We start from the raw sequence: 19,096 nt of genomic DNA, 5'->3' as shown, positions 1-19,096 counted from the left end.
TGGGGCCTTATTTTGGGGAAAAGCGGACCGAAACCTGATTTTTGGACCAGCATCAGTGAAATAAGGACCTTTTTGGCCGCTATTTTTCCCGAAAACGCAAATCGGGGCGAAATAACGGCCCAAAAGGCCGCTAATATATCAGGCGATAAGGAAGATTGCGGATAAACAGCACCATGTTAGTTTTAATGCAACATCAGTGCTTTTTGAACGCTATTATGCCCGTGAAGCCGAATCGGGTCTAAATAACGGCCCAAAAGGCCGTTATGGCAGCGAGCGGCTGGAAAAATTCCGGTCACCGTCGGATTGAGCGCCGCTACGCCGAGGCGGGAAGTCGTAAATAGGCGGCACAAGTAAACATTGAAGCACGGATTCCCTCCTTATGTCTTCTTCTATATCCCTCTCGGAATAAGTTCTAGCAATCCGTTAAAACTCATATCTATAAGTATATCGGGGATTCAATAGTACGAACCAAAAAGCTAGGTTGCAGCAAAGGCAAGCTTCGATGGAAGCGGTTGGGCCCACAGCGAGGCTGCAGCAGGAATCCGGAGGGGATGAGAACGAGATGAAGGAGCAAGAGAACCCGAGCCAACCTCGAGAACAATGGATCTATGAAAAAAATAAAATTAAGGTGAAGCTGGATGAACCGAGCGCTTTGAAGAAGGAGGCGGAGCAGGAAAGGGGGGAGGCCCGTGAAGGAACACACGGGCCGACAAGCACAGGCCCCGCAGCGGGGAAACCTCCGCTGCGGGTGCGCCTTGCGCCCGGCGCGCCGCTGCGTCCTTCCTTCCGCAGGAGCGGAAGGAAGGACGGGACGCTCGCCGCCGGGCTGGCGGCGCTGGTGGCGCTGGCCGCGCTCGCGGTGCTGCTGCCGGCGCTGCTGGCCGGCCGCACGGGCCCGCCGCCGGCGCCGCACCCTCCTGCGGCCGCGCAGCCGCCGCAGGCCCGGACGCCCGCGGCCGCAGGCGGCGCGGGCTCGGAGCGGCTTGCCCCGGCGGAGGGCACGCCCGCCGAGGATCGGACCCTGGTGCGCGTCTACCTCACGCGCGACCAGTCCGTGGAAACCCTGCCGCTCGAACAGTACGTGACCGGTGTGCTGGCGGCCGAGATGCCGTCGGACTTTGAGCTGGAAGCGCTCAAAGCGCAGGCGGTCGCGGCCCGCACCTTTATCGTCCGCCGGCTGGCCGCCCGGGATACAAGCGGCATTCCCGGCGGCAAGGCGGACGTCAAGGACACGGTGGACCATCAGGCGTACCTGTCCCGGAAGACGCTGGAGAATTGGAAGCGGGACGGGAAGACGGAGCAGTTGGCCAAGCTGGAACGGGCGGTACAGGAAACCCGCGGAATCGTGATGACGTATCAGGGACGACCGATCACGGCCGCTTTTTTTTCGGCGAGCGGGGGTTACACGGAAAATTCGGAGGAGTACTGGTCGCTTAAAGTGCCTTACCTGCGCAGTGTCGCCAGTCCCTGGGAGGCCGGGGTGAATCCCAAACATGAAGTAACCGTTACGCTTCCCGTCAGTGAGGTATTGGTCAAGCTGGGTCAAACCGTCCCGGCCACCCCCGTCTCCGGGGGCTTAACGAAGAAAACGGCGTACCCCGAACGACTCTTTCGGATCCTTTCTTATACTTCGGGCCGGCGCGTTAAGGAAATACAGATAGGGAGCAAAACATATACCGGGAGAGAGGTGCGGGAGAAGCTGGGGCTGCGCTCCAGCCAGTTCAGGCTGGACGTGGACGGCAACAACGTGAAGATTACAACCTACGGGTATGGACATGGCGTCGGCATGAGCCAATGGGGGGCGAACGCGATGGCCCAACACGGATATACCGCGGCTGAGATTCTCAAACACTACTATACCGGAATTTCTTTCGAGGAGACCGTCGATCTGTTGAAATAGTTGGGAGTTCACGACTCTTGAAAATTTTTAAAAATTGATATAAAGCGAAGTATAAAAGCTCGGGCCGCGGTAACACTGGTTACTGAGGTGATGAGCAAATGAATGAACAGAACAACAAAAACAAACCCCATGAGGAATCTCCTAAAATTGCAATGGGAGAGCCGGTCGTACCGGTATCCGCATGGAAGAAACTATTGTCCAAGAGATGGGTTTACCCGGCGGTGTACATGGCAGCAGCGGCAATTATACTAACCTTAGTGTGGGTCTACCAAGATGCCAGCCAGAAGCCGATGGATTCCACACCTGCCAGCGTGACGGATTCCGTGGAGTCGCCGGACGGCCAGGACCTGCCGAGTGGGGATAAAACCGCGCAAGAGACGAAGGCCGGAAATGAGAAAGCGGCCGAAACGACAGCGGTCGCCGAAGATTTGGTTTGGCCGGTGGCAAAAGCGTCGGAAGTGGCCGTCGTCAGACCGTTTTACGACAATGAGGCGAGTGCCAAGGATCACGAAGCTGCGCTGGTTCAGTACAACGACACGTTTATCGCCAACACCGGAATCGATTTGGCCCGTGAGGACAAACAATCCTTTGAGGTTACCGCCGCGATGGGCGGAAAAGTGACCCGGGTGGAAGAGGTTCCGCTGCTCGGCTTCGTTGTCGAAATCACACACGCCAACAATCTCAAAACCGTGTATGAGAGCTTGGCCGACGTGAAAGTGAAGCTGAACGCCGAAGTAAAACAAGGCGATGTCATCGCCATGGCCGGCCGGAACGAGATGGAAAAAGATCTTGGCATCCATGTTCACTTTGCCGTTTATGAAAACGGGGAACTGGTTAACCCGGTCCAAGTGCTTCCGAAAAATCAATAATACGCCACTTAACCGCAAAACGGGAAGCCCTTCGGGCTTCCCGTTTTTTTGTGATGCCCACGGCCGTTTTCTCCCCGTGATTGGCGGCTCCGGACAAACCTCGGTCAAAATAATTGGCCGCGCCCGGGCTTGTCAGGCTTGGAAACAAAGAATATATAGGCACGCCCCTCATATAATGTACCAAACTATCTCGAGTAGGGAGGCGGGAGCGTGCACGATTACATCAAGGAACGGACGATAAAAATCGGTCGCTGCATTGTGGAAACTCGGCACACGGTTCGGACCATTGCCAAGGAATTCGGCGTATCGAAAAGCACGGTGCATAAAGACTTAACCGAGCGTTTGCCGGAGATCAATCCGGATTTGGCGGACCAGGTCAAGCACATTCTCGAATATCATAAGTCGATCAGACATCTTCGGGGAGGCGAGGCAACGAAAATCAAGTATAAGAAAAAAGGCCAATCGAAGCGGGAAGTGATTAGCTCGGCCCGTTAGAGGGTAAATAGATTATTTACCCGGCAAGCAAGGATTGTGATTGAACACCTCCCCCAAAGTATGGTATTTTTAAATATGGTATGAGAATGAGGATTTTTATCCAATAATCCCGAGTTTTGCAGTTTTTCGCGACGTATTTGTCGAATATCGGCTCCGTGATTCGGGGAAGCTTTTACCATATACTAAGTCATGAAAATACGTTTTGGGGGAGCATCGTGATGATGAGCAAGGATATTGGTATTGATTTGGGCACAGCCAATGTGCTGATTCATGTCAAGGGAAAGGGAGTCGTTCTCGACGAGCCGTCCGTGGTGGCGATCGATAGTGACGCAAAACGCGTGTTGGCTGTCGGTGAAGAAGCACGAAAGATGGTCGGCCGTACACCGGGAAATATCATCGCGATCCGTCCTTTGAGGGACGGCGTCATTGCCGATTTTGAAATTACGGAAACGATGCTCAAGCATTTCATTGACCGTGTTGGAGGCCGGAGCTGGTACAGCCATCCGCGCATTCTGATTTGTGCGCCGACGAACATTACGTCCGTCGAGCAGAAGTCGATTCGCGAAGCGGCGGAACACAGCGGGGCCAAAGAGGTTTTTATGGAAGAAGAACCGAAAGCCGCGGCGATTGGCGCGGGAATGGACATTTTCGAACCGAGCGGCAACATGGTTGTCGACATCGGCGGAGGGACGACGGATGTGGCGGTGCTTTCGATGGGAGACATCGTCACGGCTTCGTCCATCAAAATCGCCGGGGACAAGTTTGATGGCGCCATCATTAAATATATTAAAACGAAGTACAAGCTGTTGATCGGGGAGCGCACCGCGGAAGATATCAAAATCGCGATCGGAACCGTCCATCCTACCGGACGTGTGGCGGAAATGGATATCCGCGGAAGGGATATGGTATCCGGGCTTCCGCTTACGATTACCGTAACGTCCGCCGAAATTCAAGAAGCTTTGGCCGATCCGGTATCCTCGATCGTCACCGCTGCGAAATCGGTGCTGGAGCGCACTCCGCCGGAACTGTCCGCCGATATCATCGACCGCGGGGTCATTTTGACGGGCGGGGGCGCTCTGCTGAACGGGTTGGACGAGCTGCTGGCCGAGGAGCTTCACGTTCCGGTTTTGATTGCCGAAGATCCGATGCACTGTGTTGTTAAAGGAACCGGCATCATGCTGGATAATTTGGACCGGGTCGTTAAGAAAAAGTTCTAATCCGCCGATATAAAGATATAGGAATACAATCGCGAGTCGCGATTGACATAAATAGTATGAATCAATCCGGTCCGGAACATTCACCGGCAACTTAGTTTGGAGGTTTGTCCATGTTAAGAGGGCTTTACACCGCGGCATCCGGGATGATTACGGAGCAGCGGCGGCATGATACGGTGACGCAGAATATCGCAAATATCAACACCCCGGGTTACAAGCAAGTGAATTCGATAAACCGCTCTTTTCCGGATATGCTGGTCTCGCTGATGGGCGACAAGCAGTCCGGATACGCCAAGCGTATCGGTAAATTGACGACGGGCGTTTTTGCGGAGGAGAGCATGTCCTCTTTTGTGCAGGGGGACTTGCGTGAAACGGGCAAAGCCTCGAACTTCGCGCTGATGACCAGCCTCAGCCTGAACGACCCGGCGACGGGGCAGCCGATTCCTTTCGATGCTTCGGGGAAATACGTCAGTGAAGACGGCGAAGTCATCTATCGTCCTGAAGCCTTCTTTGCGGTCATGGACAATAATGACGAAGTCCGCTACACCCGGGACGGGAATTTTACCGTAACCGCCAACGGTGAACTGCGGACCTCGACAGGTCAGCGCGTGCTTAACAACCAGGGCAACCCGATCGTGCTCGCTCAAGGTCAGTCATTGGAATATATGCAGTCCGATGCGCAGGGGAACCTGTTCACTTATGACGATACAGGGACTAGAGTCGATGTCGCAACGCTCGGAGTTTCTGTAGTCAATCGGCCGCAGGAACTGGTGCGCGACGGCAACGGTGTATTCCGTGCCAAGGATCCGGAAGCCGCGGACATTCAGCCGCTTCCGCAGCAAGGGCTGGAAGGTGTGCAAGTTCGGCAAGGATACCTGGAGGGCTCCAATATCGATACGGCTCAGGCGATGGTGGATCTGCTTGCGGCGCAGCGCGCTTACGAATCGAACCAAAAAGTTATTCAATTTTACGATAAAAGCTTGGAGAAGGCCGTTAATGAAATCGGACGCGTCTAAATCTGGCTTTAACCAAGGAGGTGCCTCATGAACAACTCCATGATCAGCGCGATGGTTTCAATGAACGGAATCCAGAAGCGTCTGGACGTGATTTCGAACAATATCGCCAACCTGGACAACACCGGTTACAAACGTCAGGAAGCGTCTTTTGAAGATACGCTGACCCGGGTGAAGCAACAGATTTCCAAGATGGACTTACCCGGGAGAGCCACGCCTCTCGGATTTGATATGGGCTTCGGATCTCGAGTGACCTCGATCACCAGCAATTTTGCCCAAGGGTCGATCAAAGAGACCGACAATCCGACGGATTTCGCCATTGAAGGCAACGCTTTGTTTGCGGTACTGACGCCTGAAGGCAAGGCCTATACCCGCGGGGGCGATTTCAGCATCCAGCCGGACCCGAATGATCCGGAGTCCAGTTATCTGGTAACCAAGCAGGGCCACTATGTATTAAATGCGGGCGGGGACCGCATCGCGGTGCCTTCCGGCGCCAAACTGCAGGTGGATCCTCGGGGCAACATCAGCGCGGTGACCGAGGCTGGAGCGACCGCGCTCGGGCGCTTTCAATTAAAGACGCCGCTTCGGCCGGATGCCCTCGAATCGGTCGACGGCAACTTATACGCCTTAGCTGCGGGTGCCATTGAGGACAATGTGCTTGAAGACACGACGAACCAGGCATCGCTTCGCCAAGGTGCATTGGAAAGCTCCAACGTAAATATGGCAGATGAAATGGCCGAGATGATGCAAGTGCAGCGCGCTTATCAGCTCGCCGCCCGGGCACTGACTTCCAGCGAAACGATGATGGGCTTGGCGAATAACTTGCGCGGGTAGGTGGAGCATCATGACCCAGGAGAATACCCCGTCAGCGGTAAAACGCAGCGGGTGGATCACCGTCTTGCGGATCTTTCTGATTCTGTTGTTTTTGATCGTCGCTCTGATCGGAGGCGCCGCGGTCGGTTATGTCGTATTGGGAAAGCAAGACATTTCGGGGATTTTGCAGTGGAATACATGGAGGCATGTATTCGACCTGGTCTTCGCACCCTGATCGGCCTTCCCATGAACAAGGGTATTAATGAATTTCGGCTTTTTATAATAGAAGAAACTGAATGCATGGATTGGATGAAACTCCCGGGGGCGGGAGTTTTCTTTTTTGGGTCATAAAATGTATAATGATGGAGGAATGTGCGAGGCTCGAACATCAAAAGGGCTTGATCCGCACGCGGGTAAACCGTCTGCGGATAAGCCCCTTATCTTAACCTCCGCTTCTGCAGATGCGGAGGATACTATCAGTGTAGCCGCGCACCGTGTCTTTTATACGGAAAATGAGCGAGGCCAGCAGGCCGGAAATGAAAACAAACCAACGAAGGATATGGAAAGGGGTAGGTATTACATAATGCTTGATACTAATCAAATTCAGGAAATCATCCCTCATCGTCCGCCGTTTCTTTTGGTGGACCGGATTATTGAGATGGAGGAAGGCAAAAGAGCGGTAGGGATCAAGAACGTGACGGTCAATGAACCGTTCTTTGCCGGGCATTTTCCCGGCTTTCCCGTAATGCCCGGCGTACTGATTACGGAAGCCCTGGCCCAGGTGGGGGCGGCGGCGATCTTGAACGTGGAGAGCAATAAGGGGAAAATCGGCTTTTTGGCCGGTCTGGATGGTTTTCGCTTCCGCGGACAGGTTTATCCGGGCGACACGCTCCGGCTCGAAGTGGAGATTACCCGAATGAAGGGCTCCATCGGCAAGGGGCATGCGGTCGCCAAGGTCGATGATAAAATTGTCGCAGAGGGCGAAATTATGTTTGCGTTATCCTAAATGGGATTTGGAGTCCATGATTTGAGATACCAGTAAGGAGGCCTTTTTGAAACCATGACTGAGTTGAGTGTGACGATTAAAGAGAAATTGGATAGCTGGCTAAACGATCCATCCATTGATGAGACGACCAAACAAGAGCTCCGTTCCTTGGAGAGCAACCCCGCGGAATTGGAAGACCGCTTCTACCGCGATCTGGAATTCGGAACCGGCGGTTTGCGCGGTGTGATCGGAGCCGGAAGCAACCGGATGAACCGCTACACCGTGGCCCGGGCTACGCAAGGCTTCGCTCAATATATCCTGGAGGAGCATGCCGGCAAAGAAGGGCGGCCTTCCGTGGTCATTGCCCATGATTGCCGCCACTTCTCACCCGAATTCGCGCTGGAGGCCGCGCTGGTTTTGGCCGGCAACGGCATTGTCGCCAAGCTGTTTCCATCGCTTCGGCCGACGCCGCAGCTGTCTTTTTCCGTGCGCAGTTTGAAAGCTACGGGCGGGATTGTCATTACGGCGAGCCATAACCCTCCGGAATATAACGGCTATAAGGTCTATAACGCTTCCGGCGGACAGTTGGTCCCTCATGAGGCCGAGCGGGTGATCGGAAACATTCAAGCCTTGACTTCGTTGAAAGAAGTCAAGCGTTTGAGCCGCGAGGAAGCGGAAGCCAAAGGGCTTCTGCTCTGGCTTGGGGAAGCGGAAGACGAAGCTTTTGTGGAGACGGTGGCGAATACGAGCGTAAACCGGGAATTGATGGCGGCCGGTGCGGCCAAGGATCTCGTCGTCGTGTTCACCCCATTGCACGGCACGGGGAATATGCCGGTACGCCGCGCGCTGGAGAAAATCGGCTTCACGCAGGTGCACGTCGTTAACGAGCAAGAGCAGCCGGATGGTGACTTTTCGACCGTGAAATCCCCGAATCCGGAGGAGCGGGAAGCGTTTACGATGGCCATCGAGCTGGGTAAAAAAATCGGCGCGGACATCCTGATCGGTACGGATCCCGACGCGGACCGGATGGGCGCGGTGGTCCGGACGAAGGACGGCGAATATGAAATTCTGACCGGCAACCAGTCGGGCTCGCTGCTCGTTCATTACGTGCTCAGCCAAATGAAGGAGAGAGGCGCGTTACCGTCGAACGGGGCGGTCGTTAAAACGATTGTTACCAGTGAATTCGGAGCGGAGATCGCGCGTCATTACGGGGCCTCCGTCTTCAATACGCTTACCGGTTTCAAATATATCGGGGAAAAAATGAACGAATTCGATCAAACCGGTCAGCATACGTATTTGTTCGGTTATGAGGAAAGCTATGGTTATCTGGCCGGCAATTATGCCCGCGATAAGGACGCGATTGTTGCCTCTACCTTGATTTGCGAGGCTGCGGCCTATTACAAGCGGCAGGGCAAGACGCTGATCGACGTTCTGGAGGAATTGTACCGGCAATTCGGCTACTACCGTGAATCCCTCGCTTCCCGCACATTGAAAGGCAAAGACGGGTTAGCCAAAATCACGGCATTGATGGAGGACTTCCGCGCCAACCCGCCGCAAGATGTAGCGGGAATCCGGGTTGCGGAAATGCGGGATTACCTGAAGGGAATCGAGGGACTCCCGAAAGAGAACGTCCTGAAGTTCCTGCTGGAGGACGGTTCGTGGTTCTGCCTCCGTCCGTCGGGAACGGAGCCGAAAATCAAATTCTACTTTGCCGTCCGCGGCACGTCGAATGAAGATGCCAAGGACCGCCTGTCACGTTTGGAGGAGAATGTACTCGCCCGCGTAGACGCTTAAAAGGCGGAAGCAGATACAGATTTAACGGCGAACCGGTGCCGCCTCGCAAAATTACTTTTTTCAGCGGGGCGGCCATGCCGTGATTTTTTTACTTTTGAGGAGGTACCCTTGTGATTCGAAGTTGGCAGCGGTGGAATGACGCTTCCCGCAAATGGTTATGGATCTTGGTCATTGTCGGCATCGTGGCGTCTTTGCCCGTAATTATGCAGCGTGTGCAAACGGAGTCGTCGGCGAATAAAGTGGAAATCGTATTTAATTACAGAGGGTTGTTGGATATTGCCTCGTATCAGGCCAATCCGGCAGCTTACCTGGATGAACAGCTGGACAAGCTGAAAGAGGCCGGCGTCAATACGATGGCGATGTTCGAAAGCACGCTCGACGAATTGTCGAAGACGCGCCGGATCATGGTGTTTGGCGCGGCGGAGGCGGCAAGGCTGACGCGGACGGTCGTTTCTCCGGACAGCAATTATACGTATGTCGTTTTCACCAGCCCAGAGAACGAGGAAATTCTTCGGCCGATGATCCTTGAAACTTTCGAGAAGCAGGGTGTTTCCGTGGCTCCATGGAAATATGAGGATCATGAGGGGCTTGTTCTTCACATGGGTGTGGAAGAAGCGGTATTGAAACAATTGCCGCTCGATCCGTTCGCCTATGAGATGCTGCGGGAGAAAGGTTTCAATATTCTGCCTCGGCTTTCCGACAATGTTCCTTACGATCAGGAATTGGTGGACCAGCAATTGGCGTTCTATGCCGAGACCGGGGTCAAGCGGATTCTGTTCGACGGGGAAGCGGTTAAAGGATTTCAGGAAAACGCCGAGAAGAACAGCCTTAAATCTTTTGCGGAGCTGCTCAAGAAGCACGGGATTGGCCTTGCGGCCATCGAAAACTTGAAAGCCCCGCAAAAAGGGTTGAATCAGTTGGCCTATTTGACGGACTACAACGTTGTCCGCCTGCATTCCCTGGCGGATACGGAGGCTAGCCAGGACAAGGCCGTGCTGGCCGATCGGTTCGCCCTGGCTACCAAAGACCGGAATATCCGGATGATTTATTTGAACGCATCGCCGTCCAAGGACGCCACCAAAGCGGCCATAACCAATCCGATCAATAACTTGGTGGACTCGCTTAAGGGGCCGGAGGGGGCCATTGCACGCATGCAGCAAAACGGCTTCGAGATAGGGCAGGCGGAGGCTTTCAAAATTCATGACGCCTCCTGGCAAAAATATTTGAAAGCCATCGTCGTTTTGGGCGGAGTGGCCTTTATCGCTCTGTTGATTTCTTACTTTATCGCACCGCTGACGCTTTTGGCGTTCGTGCTCGGGCTCATCGGCTCGGCGGGGCTTTACGTATTGCAGCCTTCTTTGCTGGAAAAAGTGCTCGCTTTGTTCGTGGCCATCAGCGCGCCGACGATCGCGACCATTCTTGCGATTCGAAAGGTGAAGGACATCCGGGAAGCCCATCCGAGCCTCACGGCCGGACGCCGGTTGACCCACGCGGTTGTTCTTTACGTCAAAACGGCGGTTATTTCGCTGGCGGCGGTCCCGTTCGTGATTGCACTGCTGAACAATATCACATATAGTCTGGTGCTTGACCAATTCCGCGGCGTAAGTTTGCTGCATCTGGCTCCGATTTTGTTGGTGGCCGTGTATGTTTTCCTTTACCAGGGAAGCTCGGTTTGGCAGGAACTTCGCAATTGGATGCGTATGCCGATTACGTTGGTGTGGGTGGTTGCGGCGGGTGTGCTTGCCGTCGTTGCGTACTATTATATGTCGCGTACCGGAAACGCCGGAACGCTGCTGCCCGGAGAAGCCCAGTTCCGCTCCTTCCTGGAAAACACGTTCGGCGTTCGTCCGCGCAACAAGGAGTTCTTGCTCGCGCATCCGCTATTCCTTGCCGGTGTCTTCGCCGCCTTCCGTTACCGTTGGGCGATTTACGCGATGATTGTCGCGGTTATGGGACAGTTATCCATGGTGGATACGTTCGCGCATATTCATACTCCGGCGGTTCTGTCGTTGATCCGCGGGCTGCTCGGACTTGGACTCGGACTTCTTGTCGGTCTGATTGCCATTCTGATCTGGCATATTATCGAAAGGTGCTGGGATAAATGGTCGCCGCGTCTTCTCAAACCATAGTCCTTTCCGGTTATTACGGATACCGCAACAGCGGGGACGAGGCCGTGCTTCAGTCGATTCTGTCCGCGCTGGAGGAAGAGAGCCTTACCGCGGGAATATCCGTTACGCCGGTGGTGTTGTCGATCGATCCCGAATGGACGTCCCGGACTTACGGGGTCCGGGCTGTTCACCGGATGAAACTGGCAGAGGTAAGGAACGCTATTAAGAACAGCGACGGGCTGATCAGCGGCGGAGGGAGCCTGCTGCAGGACGCGACCGGGCTTGGCTCGATCCCTTATTATCTGGGAATACTCAAGATCGCCCAGTGGCTGGGCAAACCGACCTTCGTTTATGCCCAGGGCATCGGTCCGGTGCGCCGCAAGCTGTTCCGGCCGGCGATCGCTTCGGTATTCCGCCGCTGCGAATATATTTCGGTCCGGGATATCGAATCGGCCGAGCTGCTTCGCAGCATGGGAATCCGGAAGGAGGCCGTCCAGGTCGTTCCGGACCCGGTCATGGGCATGGCCCTGCCGGAGGCGGGGGCCGCGCGCGCTATCATCGGCGGTGCTTCTGCCGACGCCGAGTCGCCGAACGGCGGCGAGTCCGGCGGGGAGGAGCTGCCGGTGGTCGGGGTGTCGGTCCGCTTCTGGAACTCCGAGCGGACCGAGCTGGCGAAGCTGGCCGAAGGCCTCGCCTCGCTTTGCCGCCGCAAGCCGGTGCATATCCGGTTCCTGCCGTTTCATGTCCCCGGAGATGACGAAGCTTCGCGCTTCGTCATGGAGCGCCTGGGAAATGTGGCGGAACACGGGAGCACCGTCAGTATTGCGGCGGAGACGGAGCATCCGTACGAGATGCTCCGCGAGGTGAGCCGCTGCCGCCTGCTGATCGGAATGAGGCTGCACAGCCTCATTTATGCGGCTTCGCAGGAAGTGCCGCTGCTCGGCGTTTCGTACGATCCGAAGATCGACCACTTCTTGGGCCGCCTCGGCAGTGTGCCGGTCGGCACCACGGAGGAGCTCGATCCCCGGATCGTCGCCTCGCAAGCCGAGCGCCTGCTGCTGGAAGGCGATGTCTGGCGCACGGCGCACGCTCCGAAAATTTCGGAGCTGAAGCGCGAGGCCCGCACCCCAGCGCGGCGCATCGTAGAATTTTTAGGAAGCAAAGGGTGAGCTAGTGTGGAGACGCAACAAAAACAGGATCAGGCTATTCCCACGGTATCCGTCTTTGGCGTATCCGTGTGCAAATGGGGCATGCAGGATACGGTCCGTTACCTGATTGAGGCGGTCCGTTCGCGCAAGCCGCATCAGGTCATTACGGCCAACCCGATCATGCTGATGGCGGCGATGGAAGATCCCGCATACAAAAAAATCATGCAGGAGGCCGAACTGGTCGTACCGGACGGAACCGGGCTCGTTTGGGCCGCCCAGAAGGGCGGCGAGCCGGTAACGGAGCGGGTTGCGGGGTTTGACCTGCTGCATGAGCTAATGCGGGAAGGGCAGAGCCGTCATTGGAAAGTCTACCTGCTCGGTTCAACCCCGGAAGTGATTCAGGAAGCGGCCCGGCGGTTAACATTGCAATATCCGGGCACGGAAATTGTCGGATATCGCGACGGGTATTTCAAGCCGGATCAAGATCTTGAGGTCGTCGAATCGATTAAGGCGGTCGCGCCCGATCTGCTGTTTGTCGCCCGCGGGGCCGATACCCAGGAGCCCTGGATCGGAAAATACAAACAAACCTTGGGTGTTCCGGTTATGATGGGCGTCGGCGGAAGCCTGGATATTATTTCAGGCAAGACGAAGCGGGCCCCGGTCGCGTTCCAGAAAATGCGGCTGGAGTGGCTGTACCGCCTGCTGTCGGAGCCGACCCGCTTCCGGAGAATGCTTGCGCTGCCGAAATTCGTGGTTCGCGTACTGCGTGCGGGAGAAAACCTGACGAAAATGGGCTAAATGACTGAATTTTACCCAAAACAGCGTATAATTGCGCAAAAACGGGGTTTGTGTTTCTCCCGAAACGGAGTATAATTCATTCCGGCAGAACAAATGGGGGTTGAAATACACATGTGGATGATTTATACCATCGGGTTTATCGTCTCGCTGGTGCTGGCATTGGGACTGACGCCGCTCGTCAAGAAGTTTGCGATTAAGGTAGGCGCCGTGGATGTGCCGAATGCCCGCAAAGTGCACACAACAATTATGCCGAGACTCGGTGGATTAGCGATTTTCTTATCTTTTGTGCTTACGTTCTTCCTGGTTCTTCCGTTTCTTCCGGATAGTATTTCGGTACGCGAAGTGAACTTTATCAAGGCGTTCCTCGTGGGCGGGACGATGACGATTTTGCTTGGGGCGTTCGACGACCGGTTTGATTTGCCGGCCAAGCTGAAGTTTCTCGTTCAAATCGCCACGGCTTGCGTCGTTGTTTTCGGTTTTGACATTCGAATTGAATTTGCCAATATTCCATTTCATACGTATGCTTCGGTGGAAAGCTGGATTGCGATCCCGTTCACGATCCTGTGGATTGTCGGCGTGACCAACGCGATCAACCTGATCGACGGTTTGGACGGATTGGCCGCAGGGGTATCCGCGATCGCGATCGGGACGATTACGGTAATGGCCTTTTTGATGGGCAATTTCGTTGTGGCCTTGCTGTGCCTTCTGCTGCTCGGCAGCATTATAGGTTTCCTGTATTTCAACTTTCACCCGGCTAAAATATTCATGGGCGATTCCGGGGCGCTTTTCCTCGGCTTCAGTTTGGCGCTCTTGTCGCTGCTTGGCTTCAAGCAGGTCGCGATTGTGTCCTTCCTGACACCGCTGATTCTGATCGGTGTGCCGTTGTCGGACACGCTGTTCGCCATCGTGCGCCGCTGGATGCAGAAGAAGCCGATCTTCTCGCCGGACAAAGGGCATTTGCACCATTGTTTGCGCGAAATCGGATTCAGCCACCGCCAGACGGTGCTGATCATTTACGGGATCGCGGCGTTTTTCGGCGTGTTAGCGGTGATCCAATCGTCGGCGGCGATGTATAACGCCAACTGGGTTACTTTCGTCGTCATTTGCGTGATGGTGTTCTTCCTGCAAATCGGCGCCGAGGTGATCGGACTGATCGGCAAAACCAAGCGTCCGCTGCTGAACTTTTTTGCCCGGCTTCGGATGAAGGCCGGCGCTGAACGCGGTTCGAAGTAGTGTTGCCTTGCCGTTAGTGGAAATTGCTATAATATGCATTATACGTTTGGCTAGGGACAAGCCCCGTCAGCTCGGTTGAGCGGCGGGGTTTTAGCTTTCGCGGATGCTTCTCGGGAAAGTATCGAACGGACTAGCCGCTATGCCCGTGAAAAGGGTATAATACATGGGACGAGTTTATTTTTTGAAGGGAGTAATTCGGATGAGCGAGCAACTACTCCATCAGATTTTGCAGAAGCTGGATCAGATTGAAACAGACGTGCAGACGATGAATTCAGACATGCAGACAATGAAGAAGGATGTCGTGTCATTAAAAGAAACCCAGGAGCTTATGCAGACGCAGCTTGGTGAAACCAACGCTATCGTCAGAGCGATTCGCGACAGACAGGATGAGACCGACGCGAAGCTTGACGCGCTCAGCATGGACGTTCACAAGCTCCATGGAGAGCTGTCGTCCCTTAAAGAAGGACAGGAGCGCCACGAGAAGATTTTAGAGAAGCTCTCGATCCGTTCGCTTGAGCATGAGGCGGATATCCGGGAGATTAAGCTCGCGAAGTAAACTCATAGGCATTCTATAGTAGGCCCTCCGGCTAACGCCGGGTGGGTCTTTTTATTTTTTAACAATCAATTTAAGTATAATTTACCTATTTTCCTAAAATAATGGCACCCGCTGTCCGATAACAAACCTATACGACTTTTTGGACGGTTTCCGGTAAGTATCCAGCGGAAATCACGACATATTCACAAAGGAGAGATAAAATCATGCAACGCATCAAAAAGCCTTTCGTATGGTTCGTTCTGGCAGCTTTGATCGTCACCCTATTCCCGCCGGGCATAGTTCAAAAGGCGAGCGCCGCTGCGGCTGCGAACTATTTTCTTCCGGACGATGTCACGCTTAGAAACACTGCGTTTTTGACTTTGGAAGATACGCCTGACCAGATCGGAAAAGACCGTTCTAAGATGTATATCACTACGAGCCCTACAGTAGACTTTACGGGGACCTATTCCCACGTTACAGAAGAGTCACTGAGAGTAAAAGTAGAGCGATTGACGTTGAATTCCCAAACCAAGAAATGGGAAACCGACAGTTCGCAATTTAAAAACGGAAGTATTTCCCGAGACACGACTTCCACGGATTATTCGCAAAAGTTTAAAGTCTCTAAACTTTCCTTGTTTGCAGGCTATAACAAGATCACGCTCTCCGGTTCCCAGAACGGCATCACGCGTGAAGACACCTTCTATATTTTGTTTGACCAAGTGCCATATGTTCAAGACCTGAAGCTGCTTGGATCCAGCTATGGCACGATTTATTTGAACGAAGGGGCAGAAGTCGTCTCCGACCGGGACAACGTCTCGATTTCCGGGGAAGTAAAGAACGCCACCGAAGTAACGGTTAAAGTTAACGGTGGAACCGGACTTGTTACGACTTTAACCCAAACCGGCAAGTTTTTCTCGCCGTCGCTGAACCTGAGCCCGGGCCGGAACAAAATTGAAATTACGATTAAAAGCGGTGCGGATTCCGTTACTATTGATCGTTCGATTTATTATTTTGATAAAAACAAACCGTTCGATAGAATCGTATTGGATTATAACGGGCAAAGCTACGACGTAAATAATAAAGTGGCTGTAGTTACGGACAGCAAGACCCCGCCGGCTACGTCCACAGGGACTATTAAATTCTCGGTACTCCTGAACGACACGGGCAACCCTTTCGGTCCGCAAGGGACTGGAAAAGGTGCCGTTACGTTGACGGATGGGAACAATCCTACCGCTACTCCAGTAACGACGTTTACCGTTACCAATGAAACGGAAGTTCCGGCTCCGGACGGTACGACGAGAGCTTATAGAATCGTGGATATTGAAGTTCCGATTACGTTCTCTAACGGGGATCAAAAATTTAGCTTAAATCTGCAATATGACAATGTGTACACGACATTTGCAAATATTAACTTTAAGTACTTGCCTGGTGAGGCTTCCATCACCCATTTGAAGTATATGAAGGATAATTCCACCCCGCCGGCGGATATCACCACTTTGCCGGACTTGGACGGGACGGAAGCGGACAAAGATAATTTTTATATTTTGGTTGCGGCTGATCAAAGCTTCAACGCATCGGACTTGAAGGCCGTATACATGCCGAAGGGAGATACAGGTCCAACCTTGACACCTGCTGGGGGTTCAGGAAATCAGCAAGTTTTCAAGGTGTCTGGTTTCTCTAGCGGTAAACAGCAAGTGAAATTTTCGATCGGCAACTCAAACGCGTCGAAGACAGCAACGATTTCTTACGCTACGAAGAACTACATTTATGTTGAGGGCCTTTACGATGGCCAAGTAATTACGAAAGACTCGAGTAATTTAAACCTTAGTTTGGAAATTTCCGGGGAATATCGTGACTTTGAAAACTTGTCTAGTCCTCAGTTTTTTGTGAACGGGATTTCAAATGACAAGTTGGCCACACCGATTACGTTTAACCCAACGGTAAATAGCCCTACATTCAATTTTTCACTTCCCATTGATATCAGCGGACCTCTTTATTATGGGGAAAACCGCATTAAGTTTGTAGGCGTTTCGATGGATGGAAAAGGGAACTCCAGAAAGATTGTTAAAGAGCTGAGAATTTACATTCAAGATACAAACGTGTCGAATATTACGGTGTTCCGTCCGAAAGTTTTTGATCCGTCCGTAAACTTTGTTGGTTTGGATTTAACGGACACCAGTGGTGCGAACACTCAGTTAAATAGTATTTTGGCTGGTTCTCCCGAATTTAAATTAACGGGCGATAAATATGAGACGAGCGCGCAAAAATATGATCTGATCATTCAAGGGTCGGGTGCCAAAATTATCAATTTGCTGCGCGGTACTGAAAGTGTGTTCTCCTCCCAGACGGACGGAACCGGGCTGGATACCATTCTGACTAATACAACTATGACTAGCACACAACTTGTCACCGGCTCTATTGTCCGCAGTGGACAGCCGACCTTGCAATATGACCTGGCCGTATATAACGGTAAGTTTGTATTGCGCATCAAAGATATTTCACTGGATACTCTGGGAAGCCAGGTTTACAACCTCGAGTTGATTAACACCACAGGGGCGCGTACTTCGCAGCGACTGGAAGTCACCCGAGTGTTGGCGCCGTATCGTATTTTGTCTCCCGTTCCTACGGTTGGGGACCAGATCATCGTAAACAAAAACTTTGTCCGCTTCGATATTGAAGCCGAAGGTGCGACTAAGGTTATTATCGATAAAGGCGAAGCCATCAAACGGACGGATTTGCCGGATAACGCACCGGCACGGTTTATCTACGATTATGTTGGATTGAAACCGGACAAATCGACGAAGATCAAGATTCAAATTGTCCGCGGTCAAGAAACGCTCAATGAGACGATCGAAGTATACTACACCAGCGCCATTGCCGTGGATACGCAGTATATGACTGACAAGCCGGCAACCAAGTATAGTGCGTTTAATAAGGCGCTTGAGCTGTCGTTCCCTAAAGGTACGGTTTTGAAAACCGCAAATGTGCCTGAGGGTTCCGTTACGAAGTTTTATCCGGACAACAAGCTGCTGTTCGGGATTGCCGATCCTAAGACAGGCATCGTGGAACGCCGTAACGACTATGGCAATATTTTTAACATCGATAAAGACGCAAGAACGCCAAGCGGACAAGCAACGCTTACTTTGCCGGAAGACTTGGTGGAATTCTTCAACTCGACGGCAAAAACAAGCAACTTCACCCGTGTCTCGAACGTTTACTGGATTCATGGCGGGATCGGAGAAACCGGCAGTGGGGATACGTATAAACCGGCAACCAACGGCTTGCCGCCATATTCCATCTTGCCGCAATACTCGACTAACCAAAACTTCCGGGATGTTATGATTCGCGAGCCGGAAAGAAAGCTGGTTCCTTCGCAACGGGGAACATTGAAATTGCAGTTTGACAAAAACGTGGTGGATGAAGCGGGAACAACCGTTACGGTTTTCCGCTTTAACGAAAACTCGGAGTGGGAAAACCTTGGCGGTGCGGTAGATACCAAGAACAATACAGTTACCGTTCCTTTCGATGACTTCGGATATTATATGGTCATGAAGCAAAGCCGCGGTTTCAGCGATATCACGAGCCATCCATGGGGACGTAATATTCTGAATGCCTTGTATTCCAAAGGAATTATGTCGAACGTACAAGCGAATGCCTTCGGCGCCGATGACTTGACTACACGCGGGGAATTTGCGACGCTGCTGGTTAAAGGTTTGAATATTCCTTTGAACTATGATAATAAGGTACAAACTTATTTTGACGTGGTGCCGGGTGCAAAAACCGATACTTGGGAGTTCAAGTATATTGAGACGGCTTCCAGAGCGGGGATCATTACAGGGATCTCCGAAGGTTACTTCGGCGTGGAGGAGCCGGTCTCGAGAGAACAGGCTGCTCTGATGGTGGCCCGTGCGCTCAAGCTGAAGCTGGCCACAAATGATGATAAGCTGAATGCCGCGCTGTCTAAACAGTTCATGGATGCGGGCAAAATTGACCGCTATGCGCGTCCGGCTGTCCAAGCTGTATATAAAGCCAAAATTATGGATGGACAGAGCGTAACGACTCCGGGCAGCAAGAAAGCTTCTATTAACTTCAATCCGAAGAATAGCATGACGCGGGCGGAAGCCGGCAAAATTGCGGTAGAGCTGCTCAAGAAGAGCACGAAGATTTTCCCTAAAAACTTAAGCTAAACCA

The 19,096-nt window shown here is 53.1% G+C and carries 15 protein-coding genes; all 15 read left to right on the top strand.

Features of this window, described 5'->3' with window-relative positions:
• Nucleotides 1-562 precede the first annotated feature (562 nt).
• The 15 genes from spoIID to LBW89_RS13375 all read left to right on the top strand — a co-directional run bounded on the left by spoIID (nucleotide 563) and on the right by LBW89_RS13375 (nucleotide 19,092).
• Nucleotides 563-1,900: a stage II sporulation protein D gene (spoIID, locus tag LBW89_RS13445; RefSeq protein WP_225039324.1), complete on the top strand. Its 1,338-nt coding sequence runs from the start codon at nucleotides 563-565 to the stop codon at nucleotides 1,898-1,900.
• 98 nt (nucleotides 1,901-1,998) lie between these two features.
• Nucleotides 1,999-2,769 (top strand): M23 family metallopeptidase, encoded by a 771-nt coding sequence (locus LBW89_RS13440; RefSeq protein WP_148452972.1) that lies wholly within the window; start codon nucleotides 1,999-2,001, stop codon nucleotides 2,767-2,769.
• 210 nt (nucleotides 2,770-2,979) lie between these two features.
• Nucleotides 2,980-3,264, top strand: a complete 285-nt coding sequence (spoIIID, locus tag LBW89_RS13435) for a sporulation transcriptional regulator SpoIIID (protein WP_114497259.1) — start codon at nucleotides 2,980-2,982, stop codon at nucleotides 3,262-3,264.
• Nucleotides 3,265-3,482: 218 nt separating this feature from the next.
• Complete coding sequence (locus tag LBW89_RS13430) at nucleotides 3,483-4,481, top strand: rod shape-determining protein (RefSeq protein WP_148454466.1); 999 nt, start codon at nucleotides 3,483-3,485, stop codon at nucleotides 4,479-4,481.
• Nucleotides 4,482-4,591: 110 nt separating this feature from the next.
• A complete protein-coding gene (locus tag LBW89_RS13425) occupies nucleotides 4,592-5,494 on the top strand; it encodes a flagellar hook-basal body protein (protein ID WP_148452971.1) in 903 nt (300 codons plus the stop codon).
• A gap of 27 nt (nucleotides 5,495-5,521) precedes the next feature.
• The gene (locus tag LBW89_RS13420; RefSeq protein ID WP_148452970.1) at nucleotides 5,522-6,325 is read left to right on the top strand and encodes a flagellar hook-basal body protein; all 804 of its coding nucleotides are present in this window, start codon (nucleotides 5,522-5,524) and stop codon (nucleotides 6,323-6,325) included.
• Nucleotides 6,326-6,335: 10 nt separating this feature from the next.
• Nucleotides 6,336-6,539, top strand: a complete 204-nt coding sequence (locus LBW89_RS13415) for a DNA-directed RNA polymerase subunit beta (protein WP_148452969.1) — start codon at nucleotides 6,336-6,338, stop codon at nucleotides 6,537-6,539.
• 348 nt (nucleotides 6,540-6,887) lie between these two features.
• The gene (gene fabZ, locus LBW89_RS13410; RefSeq protein WP_148452968.1) at nucleotides 6,888-7,310 is read left to right on the top strand and encodes a 3-hydroxyacyl-ACP dehydratase FabZ; all 423 of its coding nucleotides are present in this window, start codon (nucleotides 6,888-6,890) and stop codon (nucleotides 7,308-7,310) included.
• Between the two features lie 54 nt (nucleotides 7,311-7,364).
• Complete coding sequence (locus tag LBW89_RS13405) at nucleotides 7,365-9,083, top strand: phospho-sugar mutase (protein WP_225039323.1); 1,719 nt, start codon at nucleotides 7,365-7,367, stop codon at nucleotides 9,081-9,083.
• Between the two features lie 203 nt (nucleotides 9,084-9,286).
• Nucleotides 9,287-11,212, top strand: a complete 1,926-nt coding sequence (locus LBW89_RS13400; protein WP_412067003.1) for a DUF5693 family protein — start codon at nucleotides 9,287-9,289, stop codon at nucleotides 11,210-11,212.
• Nucleotides 11,185-12,360: a polysaccharide pyruvyl transferase CsaB gene (gene csaB, locus LBW89_RS13395; protein WP_225039321.1), complete on the top strand. Its 1,176-nt coding sequence runs from the start codon at nucleotides 11,185-11,187 to the stop codon at nucleotides 12,358-12,360. The genes LBW89_RS13400 and csaB overlap by 28 nt, the downstream gene beginning before the upstream one ends.
• Before the next feature lie 6 nt (nucleotides 12,361-12,366).
• A complete protein-coding gene (locus LBW89_RS13390; RefSeq protein ID WP_225039320.1) occupies nucleotides 12,367-13,137 on the top strand; it encodes a WecB/TagA/CpsF family glycosyltransferase in 771 nt (256 codons plus the stop codon).
• 111 nt (nucleotides 13,138-13,248) lie between these two features.
• Nucleotides 13,249-14,370: a glycosyltransferase family 4 protein gene (locus tag LBW89_RS13385; RefSeq protein ID WP_148452963.1), complete on the top strand. Its 1,122-nt coding sequence runs from the start codon at nucleotides 13,249-13,251 to the stop codon at nucleotides 14,368-14,370.
• A 199-nt stretch (nucleotides 14,371-14,569) separates the two neighbouring features.
• The gene (locus LBW89_RS13380; protein ID WP_225039319.1) at nucleotides 14,570-14,926 is read left to right on the top strand and encodes a hypothetical protein; all 357 of its coding nucleotides are present in this window, start codon (nucleotides 14,570-14,572) and stop codon (nucleotides 14,924-14,926) included.
• Nucleotides 14,927-15,129: 203 nt separating this feature from the next.
• A complete protein-coding gene (locus LBW89_RS13375; protein ID WP_148452961.1) occupies nucleotides 15,130-19,092 on the top strand; it encodes an S-layer homology domain-containing protein in 3,963 nt (1,320 codons plus the stop codon).
• Nucleotides 19,093-19,096 lie beyond the last annotated feature (4 nt).

The organism is Paenibacillus sp. alder61 (genome assembly GCF_020179875.1).
GTDB lineage: Bacteria > Bacillota > Bacilli > Paenibacillales > Paenibacillaceae > Fontibacillus > Fontibacillus faecis.
This window is presented reverse-complemented; position numbering and strand designations above follow the sequence as displayed.

Coding starts and splice junctions, on each gene's coding strand:
- fabZ (WP_148452968.1), top strand. CDS start 6,888: ATGCTTGATACTAATCAAATTCAGGAAATCATCCCTCATCGTCCGCCG.
- spoIID (WP_225039324.1), top strand. CDS start 563: ATGAAGGAGCAAGAGAACCCGAGCCAACCTCGAGAACAATGGATCTAT.
- LBW89_RS13415 (WP_148452969.1), top strand. CDS start 6,336: ATGACCCAGGAGAATACCCCGTCAGCGGTAAAACGCAGCGGGTGGATC.
- LBW89_RS13420 (WP_148452970.1), top strand. CDS start 5,522: ATGAACAACTCCATGATCAGCGCGATGGTTTCAATGAACGGAATCCAG.
- LBW89_RS13380 (WP_225039319.1), top strand. CDS start 14,570: ATGAGCGAGCAACTACTCCATCAGATTTTGCAGAAGCTGGATCAGATT.
- csaB (WP_225039321.1), top strand. CDS start 11,185: ATGGTCGCCGCGTCTTCTCAAACCATAGTCCTTTCCGGTTATTACGGA.
- LBW89_RS13425 (WP_148452971.1), top strand. CDS start 4,592: ATGTTAAGAGGGCTTTACACCGCGGCATCCGGGATGATTACGGAGCAG.
- LBW89_RS13405 (WP_225039323.1), top strand. CDS start 7,365: ATGACTGAGTTGAGTGTGACGATTAAAGAGAAATTGGATAGCTGGCTA.
- LBW89_RS13440 (WP_148452972.1), top strand. CDS start 1,999: ATGAATGAACAGAACAACAAAAACAAACCCCATGAGGAATCTCCTAAA.
- LBW89_RS13400 (WP_412067003.1), top strand. CDS start 9,287: ATGCAGCGTGTGCAAACGGAGTCGTCGGCGAATAAAGTGGAAATCGTA.
- LBW89_RS13375 (WP_148452961.1), top strand. CDS start 15,130: ATGCAACGCATCAAAAAGCCTTTCGTATGGTTCGTTCTGGCAGCTTTG.
- LBW89_RS13430 (WP_148454466.1), top strand. CDS start 3,483: ATGATGAGCAAGGATATTGGTATTGATTTGGGCACAGCCAATGTGCTG.
- LBW89_RS13385 (WP_148452963.1), top strand. CDS start 13,249: ATGTGGATGATTTATACCATCGGGTTTATCGTCTCGCTGGTGCTGGCA.